The following is a 12,393-nucleotide window of genomic DNA, read 5'->3' as shown; positions in this document are numbered from 1 at the left end:
CTTGCGCTGGACCGGCTGCACCCACACACTGCAGGCATGAGCGATGTCTTCAATCTGCTGCTGCTGTTGGCTCTGGTCGCCGTTGTGACATCGTGGCTGAAGCTCAGCGCGGCGCGGGAGCGCGCCGTGCAGGAGGCGCGGCGCCAGTGCCGGCAGCATGGTCTGCAATTGCTCGATGAGACGGTCGGCTTGCGTGCCCTGCGCCTGCGTCGGGTCAACGGCTTGCGTCGGATCGAGCGCTGTTACGGTTTCGAGGTCAGCATCGACGGCCATGATCGCGAGACATGCCGACTGTGGATGCTCGGCGACAGCGTCACCAGCCTGAGCCTTCCGGTGATCAGGGTGCTGCCGCACGAGGAGCCGACCAGCCATGCCTTGCCGACCACACCGGTCGACAACGTGGTGGCCTTGCGCCCGCGCCGCAGCGATCGCCTGAACTGAGCGCGGCCGTATGGCCTATGGCCGCGCGTGCACGACTCGCGGGCTACTTCACGACCCGCAGGTGCGGTGTACTGCGCTTCGGCTTGCCGCCCACGTCATCGGCGGCCGTGGTGCGGCTGCTGTCGTCCGGCTCCGGTGCCGACGGTGGCGGGTCACCGCCCTCTTCTTCGGCCGGAAACATCATGCCCTGGCCATTTTCCTGGGCGTACAGTGCCAGCACCGCCTGCACCGGGATCTGGATCGACTGACTGACGCCGGAGAAGCGCGCCTGGAAGCTGACCCAGTCGTTGCCGAGGTCGAGATTCGCCACCGCCCGCATCGCCAGATTGAGCACGACCTGACCGTTCTTGACCACCTGCGGCGGCACCCGCACCCCGGAAAAGCCGGCATCCACCAGAATGTACGGGGTCAGCTCGTTGTCGCTGATCCAGTCATAGATTGCCCGCAGCAGGTACGGTCGATTGGAACTCATTGGCACGACGTCATTCTTGCTCATGGTTTTGCCGCATCGCCTTTTCCTGATCGGTCATGCTGCGCGCAAAACCCTGACTGTGAAACAAACGCTCGCCGTAATCGAGCAACGGCTTGCCTTCCTTGCCCAGCTCCACGCCCAGCCATGGCAGTCGCCAGATCACCGGCGCCACCAGGCAGTCCGCCAGGCTCATTTCGGAATTGAGAAAGAACTTCGCCGCCTTGAACAGCGGCACGGAAGCCAGCAGATGCTCGCGCAGCCGCTTGCGCGCCGCATCCACCGGCCGACCACCCGCACGGATGATGTCCACTTCGGTGAGCCAGTCCTTCTCGATGCGCACCGCGGCCACCCGCAGCCGCGCCCGCGACTGCGGATCGATCGGCATCAGCGGCGGATGCGGATAGCGCTCATCAAGGTATTCGCAGACCACCGACGTATCGAACAGGGTCAGATCGCGGTCGACCAGGGTCGGCGTGCTGGCATAGGGATTGAGGTCGATCAGGTCCTCCGGCGGATGCAGCGGATCCACCAGGACGCGTTCGTAGCTGACCCCCTTGGCGGCCAGCACCAGCCTGGCGCGATGACATTGCACGTCATCGGCGGTGGTGTAGAGCGTCAATACGGTACGCGAGCGAGCGCTTGGGACCATGCGCAATTCCCCATCGGTGAGACGACTGCGGCGGCTCATGGCCGCCGCAGTCGGTTGATGCCATTCGGACTCAGTGGACGTCCTTCCAGTATTCCTTCTTGAGGACGTAGGCGAGCAGGGTGAAGAACGCCAGGAACAGCAGCACCCAGATACCGTAATGATGACGCTCGAGCGCCGCCGGCTCGGAAGCGTATTCGAGGAACGTCGTCAGGTCGCGACTGGCCTGCTGGAACTGCGCCGGCGTCATCTTGCCCGGCTGCGACAGCACCAGCTTCTCGACCTTGGCATCCTCACCGGGCTTGACTTCGGCCATCACCGGCGTCTGCAAGCCCTGCAGTTCCCACAACGGGAACGGCATCGAGGCATTCGGGAACACCGTGTTGTTCCAGCCGACCGGCCGGCTCGGGTCCAGGTAGAACGAGTTCAGATACGCGTTCACCCAGTCCGCGCCCTTGGCGCGCACTTCCAGCGACAGATCCGGCGGTGCCTTGCCGAACCACTTGGCCGCCAAGTCCGCAGGCATGTGCGAAACCACGGTCTCACCGAACTTCGCGCCGGTGAAGTTGAGGTTCTCCATCACTTCGGCTTCGGTCAAGCCCAGGTCGCCGGCGATCCGCTCGTAACGCATGTACTTGAGCGAATGGCAGCCGACGCAGTAGTTGAAGAACAACTTGGCACCGCGCTGCAGCGAAGCCTGGTCCTGCACATTGGTGCCGGCGGGGGGCAGGCCGCCCTCTTCGGAGGCCTGCACCGACGCGCTGCCGACGATCAGACTGAACGCCAGCGCCAGCGGGAAGATGTATCGCTTCATTAGCAGCTGCCGCTTAGTCATGCGTCGTCACCCGTTCCGGAACCGGCTTGGTCTTTTCCCAGCCGAAATATGTGTAGGCCCAAAGGAATGCGAAGAATCCGAAGTACACCGCCGTCATCACGCGACCGAACAGGTTTTCCCAGAAGGTCACGTCGATGTTGCCGAACCAGACCGGCATCACCTCGGCGGTCACACCCGCGCCCACCGCGCCCAGCGAGATGAACGACACCACGAACAGGCCCAGCGCCACCTTGAAACCGGTGCCGCGATAGCGGATCGACTTGACCTTGCCGCGATCGAACCAGGGCAGCGCAAACAGCACCGCAATGGCGCCGAACATGGCGATCACGCCCCACACGGCCGAGCCGAGGAAGGACGGAATCATGCGCACGATCGCGTAGAACGGGGTGAAGTACCACACCGGCTTGATGTGCGACGGGGTCGCCAGGTTGTTGGCCGGAATGAAGTTGTCGTGTTCCAGGAACCAGCCGCCGAAGGTCGGCGCGAAGAAGATGATGAACGCGGCGATCATCAGGAAGAAGCCCACCCCTACCAGGTCCTTCACCGTGTAGTACGGATGGAACGGAATGCCGTCGGTGGGTTTCAGCGCATCCCAGCGATTGCCCTTGGGACCCTTCTTGATCTCGACGCCATCGGGGTTGTTCGAACCCACTTCGTGCAGCGCGGCGATATGCAGCACCACCAGCAGCAGCAGCACGATCGGCAGCGCGATCACGTGCAGTGCGAAGAACCGGTTCAGGGTGGCGTCGGCCGGCAGGAAGTCGCCCATGATCCATTCCACCAGCGTGCTGCCGATGTACGGGATCGTGCCGAACAGCGAGATGATCACCTTGGCGCCCCAGAACGACATGTTGCCCCACGGCAGCACGTAACCCATGAACGCTTCGGCCATCAGCACCAGGAAGATCAGCATGCCGAGCAGCCACACCAGTTCGCGCGGCTTCTTGTACGAGCCGTACATGATGCCGCGGAACATGTGCAGGAACACCACCACGAAGAACAGCGAGGCACCGGTGGAGTGCATGTAGCGGATCAGCCAGCCCCACTCCACGTCACGCATGATGTACTCGACCGAGTTGAAGGCTCCCGCCGCACTCGGGTTGTAGTTCATGGTCAGGAAGATGCCGGTGACGATCTGGTTGATCAGCACCAGCAGGGCCAGCGACCCGAAGTAGTACCAGAGGTTGAAGTTCTTCGGCGCGTAATACTCGGTCATGTGCGCGCGGTACATCGGCGCCATGCCGGGTGCGCGTTCGTTGACCCAGTCACCGATGCTCGTGAATACGTTGGCCATTAGCCAGCCTCCTTCGGATCCACGCCAATCTGGATGGTGCTGTCATCAATGAAATGATACGGCGGCACCGGCAGGTTCTTCGGCGCGGGCACGCCCTGGAACACGCGACCGGCCAGGTCGTAGCGCGACTTGTGGCACGGGCAATAGAAGCCGCCCTTCCACTCCGGGTCGAACGGCTCGGGCTTGATCTCGGGCACGAAGTCCGGCACGCAGCCCAGATGCGTGCAGATGCCGATCACGACCAGCCATTCCGGCTTGATCGAGCGCGCCTCGTTCTGCGCGTACTTCGGCTGCTGCTCGGCGGAGGCACCGTCGGACTTGGGGTCTACCAGGCGCGAGTCCACCATCGGCAGGGTGGCCAACTGGGCCTTCGTGCGATTGAGCACGAACACCGGCAGGCTGCGCCACGACACCGTGAGCAACTGCCCCGCCTCGATCTTGGCCAGCGATTGCGTAACCGGAGCGCCAGCGGCCTTGGCACGCGCGCTGGGTTCCCACGACTTGATGAAGGGCACAGCTGCCGACACGATTCCGATACCACCAACCACCGCAGTGGTTGCTGTCAGGAAACGGCGGCGGCCGTGATCGACGACTTCGTTCGCCATCAGGCTCTCCGGATTACATTGCTAGGCATTGAGACACAGGCGTTTTGGTGCCTGCAAAAATCGCGTTAGTGTAGCGTCAGGCCCCGCCCCGTACAATAAACGGCATCACGGCGAAGTCCAGCCGCCACCCCACTCGCACGATCGCCGGGACACCTCCTCCGACATGAAACATGCCGCCGGCACGCTCCTGTTCATTGCCCGCTTCGCCATTCTCGGCCTGGCCATGGCTTTCGTGGTCGGCCTGTTCTGGCCCGGCAGCGGCGAGCGGCTGCGCGCCCACTTTGGCCTGGCCGCAACACCCGAGCCGACCGTCAGCCAGCCGCATGTGGGCAACGGCCCGGTTTCATACGCCGACGCAGTCGCCGCTGCGGCGCCGTCGGTGGTCAACATCTACGCCAACAAGATCGTCACCGAGCAGGCCGTGCGCATGTACGACAACCCGGTGCTGCAGCAATTGTTCGGCGGCCAGCCCACCACCTATCAGCACCGCGAACAGACCCTGGGCTCGGGCGTCATCGTCAGTCCGCAGGGTTACGTGTTGACCAACAACCACGTGATCGCGCAGGCCGCCGACATCCAGGTGCTGTTGTACGACGGCCGCATCGCCAAGGCCAGCCTGGTCGGCGCCGACGAGGAGTCGGATCTGGCAGTGCTGAAGATCGACGCCAGCAATCCACCGGTGATTCCAATCGCCAGCCAGCCCCTGCGTCCGGGCGACGTGGTACTGGCGATCGGCAACCCGCTCGGACTCAACCAGACCGTAACCATGGGCATCGTCAGTGCCATCGGTCGTCAGTTGAACAGCTCCAGCGCGGAGGACTTCATCCAGACCGATGCCGCCATCAACCTGGGCAATTCCGGTGGCGCGCTGGTCAATGCCGAGGGGCAACTGGTCGGCATCAACACCTTGCTGATCGGCAAGGCAGCCGGCGCCGAAGGCATCGGGTTTGCGATACCCGTCACCACCGCCAAGAAGGTGCTGGACCAGATCATCGCCACCGGCCACGTGGTCCGCGGCTGGCTCGGCGCCGACTACGCCTTCGTGCCGGTGGCCGCCAACAGTGGCTTGCCCGCAGCGGCGCGCGGCGCCCTGGTCACCGCGGTCTACCCGGGCAGCCCGGCCGCGGTGGCCGGCATCCGGCTGCGCGATATCCTGCTGCGCATCGGCAGTGACGACATCCTGGGCCCGGCCGATCTGCGCCGCTACGAAGCGGCACTGAAGCCCGGCAGCAAGGTCGAGGTCTCGGGCCTGCGCAACGGCAGCCCGTTCCATCTCGAAGTCACCGTCGCCCAGCGGCCGGCGATGGGTGCCAACAGCCTGTCCGGCAATTGATGGTGCCCGGCGAAGGCCGGGGATCAGGGTGCCGAGCCTGCTCCACGTGAAGCCAGCGGCTGGTGGATCGCCGCGCCGTAGCGTTTGCGCAAGGTGCCCACCCGCTCCACATAGACCTGCGTTTCGGCATACGGCGGCACGCCCTTGTAGCGCTGCACGGCGCCAGGGCCGGCGTTGTAGGCGGCAGCGGCCAGCCGCTCGTCGCCGTTGAAGTCGTGCAGCAACAGGCTCAGATAACGTGCGCCGCCGCGGATGTTCTGATCGCTGTTGAAGGCATCCAGCACGCCCATGTCGCCGGCCGTGCCGGGCATCAGCTGCATCAGGCCCTGCGCACCCTTGAGCGACAGCGCGCGCGGATTGAACGCGCTTTCGGCATGGATGATGGCGCGCAGGAACGCCTCGTCGACGCCGTACTCCATGCTGGCCGAACGGATGGCGTCCGCATAGGCGGTGAGGTTCAGCGACACGCTGCCCCAGCGCACGGTCGAATGCAGGTTGCACGCAGCGCAGGTGGCGATATAGGTGAACAGCATGGTCACCGCACTGCCGCGCCGGCCACCGACCTGCGGCAGGTTGGTGTACTCCACGCTGCCATCGGCACGCACGATCCGATACACCGCGCCTCGCAATACCTTGTCGACGGGCTGTTCCGCGGCGGGCGTCTGGGCGACGGGAGCCTGCGACTCGCGATAAGTCCACTGGCCGGGAACGGCGGCGGGAGCTGCGCTCTTGGGCACGGCTGTTTCGGCAAGCACCGAGCCCTGCACGGACGCCAGTGAGACATTGCCGGCCGGCGCCTCGCCCACGGGATTCGCGCTGGTTTCGACGGTTCCACGCACCTTGGCCAATGAGGTGGATTCCATGCCTCCGGTGGCCAGTGTGCGAGCCGGGGAAAGCACCGTCCCGGAGACCCCGGTCAACGATACGCGAGAGGGTGGCGGCGCCTTGAGCCGTGACGTGGCGGAACCCGGGTAGCTGCTGATCGCCCGGCAACCGTGATAGCCGGCCTTGCTGCTGCTGTAGACCGTTTCGCCGTTGCCGCCGGTGCATTGATACAGCACGCCAGCCCTGGCCGCCGGCCACCACAGCAAGCCACAGACCAGCGCGACCCCGGCAAGGATCGTGCGTAATGGGAAGCCCCGGAGCGGTCGATCGACGCTTCCCCCATGACCTGCGACGTCGAACATGGGCGCAGTGTGCCGCCATGCGGCGCCAGCGCCAAGTGCGGGCCGGCGAATTCGTGCGCCATGCAGCGTTCTGCCGCGGCGGCTGGCCGGGCGCCGAGGTGACGGCAATGCTCGCGGGCGCCCGTGCAGACGGAGTGCAAGTGCTTGATCCGCCATGCCCAATTACTGGCAGGGCGGCGCTGGCCCGGGTAAACTGCACGGTTCGCACGATGGCACGTCGTGCCTCACGAATCACGGTATCCAGCCATGAGCGGCAAGCCAGCGCCTTCCAAACTTTTCATCAAGACCCACGGCTGCCAGATGAACGAGTACGACTCGGCCAAGATGGCCGACGTGCTGAAGGCGTCGCACGGCATGGAGCTGACCACCGACGAGTCCGAGGCCGACGTGATCCTGATCAACACCTGCTCGATCCGCGAGAAGGCGCAGGAGAAGGTGTTCAGCCAGCTCGGCCGCTGGAAGCAGCACAAGCGCGATGGCAGGCCGGTGCTTATCGGCGTGGGCGGTTGCGTGGCATCGCAGGAAGGCGCGGCGATCGTCAAGCGCGCGCCCTATGTCGACCTCGTGTTCGGCCCGCAGACGCTGCACCGCCTGCCCGAGCTGATCGAGAAACAGCGCGCCAGCGGGTTGCCGCAGGTCGACATCAGCTTCCCCGAGATCGAGAAGTTCGACCGCCTGCCCGAGCCACGCGCCGAAGGCCCAACCGCGTTCGTGTCGATCATGGAAGGCTGCTCGAAATACTGCAGCTACTGCGTGGTGCCGTACACGCGGGGCGAGGAAATCAGCCGTCCGTTCGACGACGTGCTGGTCGAAATCGCCAAGCTGGCCGCACAGGGCGTGCGCGAGGTCAACCTGCTGGGCCAGAACGTCAACGCCTACCGCGGCCCGACCCACGATGGCGGCAGCGCGGATCTCGCCGTGCTGATCCATGCGATCGCCCAGATCGACGGCATCGGCCGCATCCGCTTCACCACCTCGCACCCGCTGGAGTTCTCCGACTCGCTGATCGAGGCCTACGCCAACGTGCCGCAGCTGGCCAACTACCTGCACCTGCCGGTGCAGGCCGGCTCCGATCGCATCCTGGGCGCAATGAAGCGCGGCTACACCGCGCTGGAATTCAAGCAGAAGATCCGCAAGCTGCGCGCGGTGCGGCCGGACATCTGCGTCTCGTCCGACTTCATCGTCGGCTTCCCCGGCGAGACCGAGGCGGATTTCGAGAAGACCATGAAGCTGATCGAGGACATCGGCTTCGACCAGAGTTTCTCCTTCATCTTCTCCTCGCGCCCCGGCACGCCGGCGGCGAACCTCGCCGACGACACCCCGGCGACGGAAAAGCACGATCGTCTGATGCGGCTGCAGGCGGCGATCAACGCCAACGCGAAAAAGATCAGCGAGGCGATGGTCGGCAGCGTGCAGCGCGTGCTGGTGGAAAAACCCAGCACCCGCGACCCCAGCGAGCTGATGGGCCGCACCGAGAACATGCGCTACGTGAACTTCGCCGGACACCCGCGGATGATCGGCCAGTTCGTCGACGTACTGATCACCGACGCGATGGCCAATTCGCTGCGCGGGCGAGTGCGGCTGAGCGAAGAAGCCATCGCCTGAGCGTGACCCGTCGCAGCACCCGCGCTGCCCCCATCCCCTGCTCGCAGGGGAGGGCTGGGCGACCACAGGGAGTGCCTGGCTGAGGGGTCGCTCCTGACCGCTCAATCCAGCCGCTTGCGGAAGCGCAGGATCGCCGCGGTCATCATCACCAGCGTGAATACCACCAGCGCCAGCACCTCGCCCCACAGCTCCCACAGGCTGGCGCCGCGCAGCATCACGCCGCGGATCAGCCGCAGGAAATGGGTCAGCGGCAGGATCTCGGCAAACCACTGCGCGAACTTCGGCATGCCGGCAAACGGAAACATGAAGCCGGACAGCAGGATCGAGGGCAGGAACACGAAGAACGTCATCTGCATCGCCTGGAACTGCGACTGCGCCCGCGTCGAGATCAGCAGCCCCAGCGCCAGGCTGGCCAGGATCAGCAGGCCCGTCGCCAGATAGACGTCCAGCACGCTGCCGCGGATCGGCACGTGGAACAGCCAGATGCCCAGCGCCAGGATCACGCTGGCCTGCACCAGACCGATCGCGATGTACGGCAGCACCTTGCCGATCATCAGTTCGGTGCTGGTCAACGGCGTGGCGATCAGCAGCTCCATGTTGCCGCGCTCGCGCTCGCGCACCACCGCGATGCCGGTGAACAGCACCATCGTCATGGTGAGGATCACGCCGATCAGGCCCGGCACGATGTTCACCGTGGACAGCCGCTGCGGATTGTAGAAACTCACCACGCTGATCGGCGCCGGCGCCGGCGTGCTGGCGAGCGGTGCGCGCAGGCTCGGCCGGGCGCTGTCGATCGGCGTCTGCGCCAGCTGCGCCGCGGCGCTCTGTACCGCGGTGTCGCTGCCGTCCACCAGGATCTGCGCCACTTCGCGACCGTCGATGCGGCGGCGTTCGAAATCCGGCGGGATCACCACGCCCACGCTGATCTGCCCGCGCCGGATCATTTCCATCAGCTCCGCGGGCGTGTTCGCCACCGCGACCGGCGCGATCACGCCGCTGGAAAGCATGTCCATCACCAGCGCGCGCGAACCGGCGGTACCGGCCTGGTCGGCGATGCCGGCGTTGAGCCCGCGCAGGGTGAAGTTGATCGCGTAGCCGAACAGCGCCAGCTGGATGATCGGGATGCCGATGATCATCGCCAACGTCACGCGGTCGCGGCGAAGCTGGCGCAGCTCCTTGAGCACGATGGCCCACAGCCGGCGCCAGCTCATGCGGCGCGCTCCCGCCCGCGAGCGCCCGCCCCCGCCAGGCCGCCGCGGGTGGCGGCGACAAAGACATCCTCCAGGTTCGCTGCGGCCGCCGCCACGCCGGCGTGCTGTCCGACGGCGGCAAGCGCCTCGTCCATGCGTTGCGCCATGTCCTTATCGTCTCCAGCCAGCACGCGCAGGCTGGTGCCGACCTGGGCCACGCCGAGCACGCCGGGCACATCGACCAACGTGCGCTGGGCGCGGCGCGGATCGGCGGTATCGATGAGGAAGGTGCGCCCCGCCAGCGCGGCGGTGAGTTCACCCGGGGTACCGTCAGCCACCAGCCGGCCGCGATCGAGGATCGCCAGCCGATGGCAGCGCTCGGCCTCGTCCATCAGATGCGTGGACACCAGCAGCGTGGTGCCGAGATCGGCCAGCTCGAACAGCTTCTCCCAGAAGTCGCGGCGCGATTCCGGATCGACCGCACTGGTCGGCTCGTCCAGAAACAGCAGCTCCGGCTCGTGGATCACCGCGCCGGCCAGCGCCAGACGCTGCTTCTGGCCGCCGCTCAAGGTGCCGGCCAGCTGATTCCGTCGGTCGGCGAAATGGTATTGCTCGACCAGTTCGTCGATGCGCCGTTTCGTCCTCGCCTTCGGCACGCCCTGGATGGCCGCCAGAAACTGCAGGTTCTCGCGCACGGTAAGGTCCTCGAACAGCGAGAAACGCTGGGTCATGTAGCCGATGTGCGGACGCAGCGCATCGGCCTGCGCGGGGATCTGCAGCCCCAGAACCTCGATCTGGCCGTCAGTGGGCGTGAGCAGGCCGCACAGCATGCGGATGGTGGTCGACTTGCCCGATCCGTTGGGGCCGAGAAAACCGTAGACGCGCCGGGCCGGCACGTCGAGGTCGACGTGATCCACCGCCACCAGTTCGCCGAAGCGCCGGGTCAGGTCGCGGGCGCGGATCGCCAGCCGGTCGGCATCGCCTGCGATCGGCGTGTTCACTTCGCGGCCCTGGAAAATTCGACGCGCACCGGCAGCCCCGCGGGCAACGCGTCGGCATCCGCACCGAGCGCGATCTCGGCGAGATAGCTCAAGCGCGCCGCGTCCTCGCCGATCAGCGCGTAGTACGGCGTGAACGCGGGCTCGCTGCGGAGCATGCGCACCTTGCCGGCATACGGTACGGCGCGTCCGGCCACATAGACGTCCACCGCATCGCCGACATGCACGCCGACGCGCTGCTGCTCCGGCACGTAGATGCGTGCGTAGGGCGTGTCGCCGGCCAGCAGGATCGCCAGCGGCGAGCCGACCGGCGCCTGGTCGCCGAGCTTGTACGGGATGCTGTCGACCCAGCCGGCACGCGGCGCCACCACGCTCAACTTTTCCAGCAGCACCGTCTGCGCGCGCACCTGGGCGGTAGCAGCGGCCACCGCCGCCTGCGCTTGCGCGATCTGTTGCGGGCGCGAGCCGTGTACCAGCGCGGCCAGCGCCGCGCCGGCCGCCGCGGCCTGACCGTCGGCATTGCCGGCCGCGGCACGGGCGCGATCCAGGTCCGCCGCAGCCACGTAGCTCTGAGTCTTCAGCGGCAGCAGCCGCGCGTAATAGGCCCGCGCCTCGCGCGCCTGCGCCTGTGCCGCGGCCAGATTCGCGCGCGCCTGGTCGATGTTCTCCGAACGCGGCCCCGCCTCGAGCTCGGCCAGCACTTCGCGTTGCTGGCTCAGCTGCGCCTCGGCGGCGGCAAGCTCCGCCCGGGTGTGGGCGGGGTCGAGCAGCAGCAGCGGCTGCCCCGCCCGCACCTGCTCGCCCTCGCGCACCTGCACCGCGACGATGCGCTCGGCGGCTGGCGCCGGCAGCGTGATGCGGTCGTGCTCGAGCGTGCCCAGCGCCTCGGGAGGGGTCTTCGTGCAGGCTCCCAGCAGCAATGCTGTGCCCGCGATGAGCGGGACCAGGCGATGGATCAGACCGGTGGTTTTCATGTGCGCCTCCCTGGATTCATGCCGGTTCCGTGCCGCGCCGAAGCAGCGCCAGCGTATGGTTGAGCAGGGTGCCGGCGTCCAGATCCCCGGCGTCGAACACGCCGCGCCACACCGGCGCGCTGGCCAGCGGAAACATCGTCAGGCCGACCAGCGAAACGACCAGCAACCGCGGATCGAGCCCGGGGTTCAAGCGCCCCGCGGCCTGCGCCGCGGCGAAACGCTGCGCCAGCATCTGCGGCAGCGACGGGGCGCCCCGGTGCAGCATCGCCTCGCGCAGCACGCCGTCCTCGCTCAGCACCTCGCGCACCCACAGCGACGGCAGCCACGGATGCCGGGTGACAATCTCCGTGATGCCGCGGGCAAAGCCTTCCATCAGCACCAGCGGGTCGTCGCCGCCCTGCTCCAGTTGCGCACGCAGGCCAGTCAGCGCAGGCAGCAGCCGTTCGTCGAGCAGTGCCTGGGTGAGCCGCGACTTGTCGCCGAAGTAGTAATGCAGCAGCGCGGGCGTGACGGCGGCCGCGCCGGCGATCGCGCGCAGCGAGGTGGCGGCGATGCCGTGCCGCGCAAACTGTGCGATCGCGGTGTCCAGCAGCAGTTCGCGCAGATCGGGTTGGTCGGCGCCGGGACGGCCGGCGCGACGGCGCCGCGTTCGGCCGGGGGATGGGGTTGCTCTGGCCATGCACATAAATTAATTCATCAGTTAATTAGTTTCAAGCGCCGGCTCCGTCGGTGCCTGCGGCCGCCGGCATGGATGCGCCGCCCGCGGTTCGCGCGTCACTGGAGGCGGTGGCCCTTGTGCCGCTCGCGCGTTAC

At 66.7% G+C, this 12,393-nt stretch carries 13 protein-coding genes; 3 read left to right on the top strand and 10 right to left on the bottom strand.

The genetic code is table 11. The features are described from left to right. Nucleotides 1-36 precede the first annotated feature (36 nt). Nucleotides 37-441, top strand: coding sequence for a DUF3301 domain-containing protein (locus ACQGNJ_RS09750; protein WP_426689047.1), 405 nt, complete (start codon nucleotides 37-39; stop codon nucleotides 439-441). Between the two features lie 43 nt (nucleotides 442-484). On the opposite strand, the gene ACQGNJ_RS09745 is transcribed toward ACQGNJ_RS09750, so the two are convergent. The 5 genes from ACQGNJ_RS09745 to petA form a co-directional block, all read right to left on the bottom strand. After that, complete coding sequence (locus ACQGNJ_RS09745) at nucleotides 485-937, bottom strand: ClpXP protease specificity-enhancing factor (RefSeq protein WP_426689046.1); 453 nt, start codon at nucleotides 935-937, stop codon at nucleotides 485-487. Continuing rightward, nucleotides 924-1,562, bottom strand: a complete 639-nt coding sequence (locus ACQGNJ_RS09740; protein WP_426689045.1) for a glutathione S-transferase N-terminal domain-containing protein — start codon at nucleotides 1,560-1,562, stop codon at nucleotides 924-926. The genes ACQGNJ_RS09745 and ACQGNJ_RS09740 overlap by 14 nt, the downstream gene beginning before the upstream one ends. A 70-nt stretch (nucleotides 1,563-1,632) precedes the next feature. Beyond that, nucleotides 1,633-2,373 (bottom strand): cytochrome c1, encoded by a 741-nt coding sequence (locus ACQGNJ_RS09735; protein ID WP_426689044.1) that lies wholly within the window; start codon nucleotides 2,371-2,373, stop codon nucleotides 1,633-1,635. A 13-nt stretch (nucleotides 2,374-2,386) separates the two neighbouring features. Then, nucleotides 2,387-3,688, bottom strand: a complete 1,302-nt coding sequence (locus tag ACQGNJ_RS09730) for a cytochrome b (protein WP_426689043.1) — start codon at nucleotides 3,686-3,688, stop codon at nucleotides 2,387-2,389. Further along, on the bottom strand, nucleotides 3,688-4,293 hold the full coding sequence (gene petA / locus ACQGNJ_RS09725) for a ubiquinol-cytochrome c reductase iron-sulfur subunit (protein WP_426689042.1): 606 nt from the start codon (nucleotides 4,291-4,293) through the stop codon (nucleotides 3,688-3,690). Before petA ends, ACQGNJ_RS09730 begins: the two co-directional genes overlap by 1 nt. Nucleotides 4,294-4,456: 163 nt before the next feature. On the opposite strand from petA, the gene ACQGNJ_RS09720 reads away from it, so the two are divergent. Then, a complete protein-coding gene (locus ACQGNJ_RS09720) occupies nucleotides 4,457-5,626 on the top strand; it encodes a S1C family serine protease (RefSeq protein WP_426689041.1) in 1,170 nt (389 codons plus the stop codon). A 23-nt stretch (nucleotides 5,627-5,649) separates the two neighbouring features. Here ACQGNJ_RS09720 and ACQGNJ_RS09715 read toward each other — a convergent pair whose 3' ends face one another. Then, nucleotides 5,650-6,813: a lytic transglycosylase domain-containing protein gene (locus ACQGNJ_RS09715; protein ID WP_426689040.1), complete on the bottom strand. Its 1,164-nt coding sequence runs from the start codon at nucleotides 6,811-6,813 to the stop codon at nucleotides 5,650-5,652. 246 nt (nucleotides 6,814-7,059) lie between these two features. On the opposite strand from ACQGNJ_RS09715, the gene miaB reads away from it, so the two are divergent. Continuing rightward, nucleotides 7,060-8,418, top strand: coding sequence for a tRNA (N6-isopentenyl adenosine(37)-C2)-methylthiotransferase MiaB (miaB, locus tag ACQGNJ_RS09710; protein WP_426689039.1), 1,359 nt, complete (start codon nucleotides 7,060-7,062; stop codon nucleotides 8,416-8,418). A gap of 101 nt (nucleotides 8,419-8,519) precedes the next feature. Here the strand turns inward: miaB and ACQGNJ_RS09705 are convergent, their stop codons facing one another. From ACQGNJ_RS09705 to ACQGNJ_RS09690, 4 genes are read right to left on the bottom strand one after another with little or no spacing between them, the layout of a single operon-like run. Beyond that, nucleotides 8,520-9,629: an ABC transporter permease gene (locus ACQGNJ_RS09705; RefSeq protein WP_426689038.1), complete on the bottom strand. Its 1,110-nt coding sequence runs from the start codon at nucleotides 9,627-9,629 to the stop codon at nucleotides 8,520-8,522. Next, nucleotides 9,626-10,570 carry an ABC transporter ATP-binding protein gene (locus ACQGNJ_RS09700; protein ID WP_426689071.1) on the bottom strand — a complete coding sequence of 315 codons (945 nt, stop codon included), beginning with the start codon at nucleotides 10,568-10,570 and terminating at the stop codon, nucleotides 9,626-9,628. The genes ACQGNJ_RS09705 and ACQGNJ_RS09700 overlap by 4 nt, the downstream gene beginning before the upstream one ends. A 35-nt stretch (nucleotides 10,571-10,605) precedes the next feature. Beyond that, nucleotides 10,606-11,580, bottom strand: coding sequence for an HlyD family secretion protein (locus tag ACQGNJ_RS09695; RefSeq protein ID WP_426689037.1), 975 nt, complete (start codon nucleotides 11,578-11,580; stop codon nucleotides 10,606-10,608). A 16-nt stretch (nucleotides 11,581-11,596) separates the two neighbouring features. Then, nucleotides 11,597-12,259 (bottom strand): TetR/AcrR family transcriptional regulator, encoded by a 663-nt coding sequence (locus ACQGNJ_RS09690; protein ID WP_426689036.1) that lies wholly within the window; start codon nucleotides 12,257-12,259, stop codon nucleotides 11,597-11,599. Nucleotides 12,260-12,393 lie beyond the last annotated feature (134 nt).

It is taken from the genome of Rhodanobacter ginsengiterrae, assembly GCF_050026815.1.
GTDB classification, from domain to species: Bacteria; Pseudomonadota; Gammaproteobacteria; order Xanthomonadales; family Rhodanobacteraceae; genus Rhodanobacter; species Rhodanobacter ginsengiterrae.
Note: the sequence above shows the minus strand (reverse complement) of the source record. Positions and strands in the feature narration are given on the sequence as shown.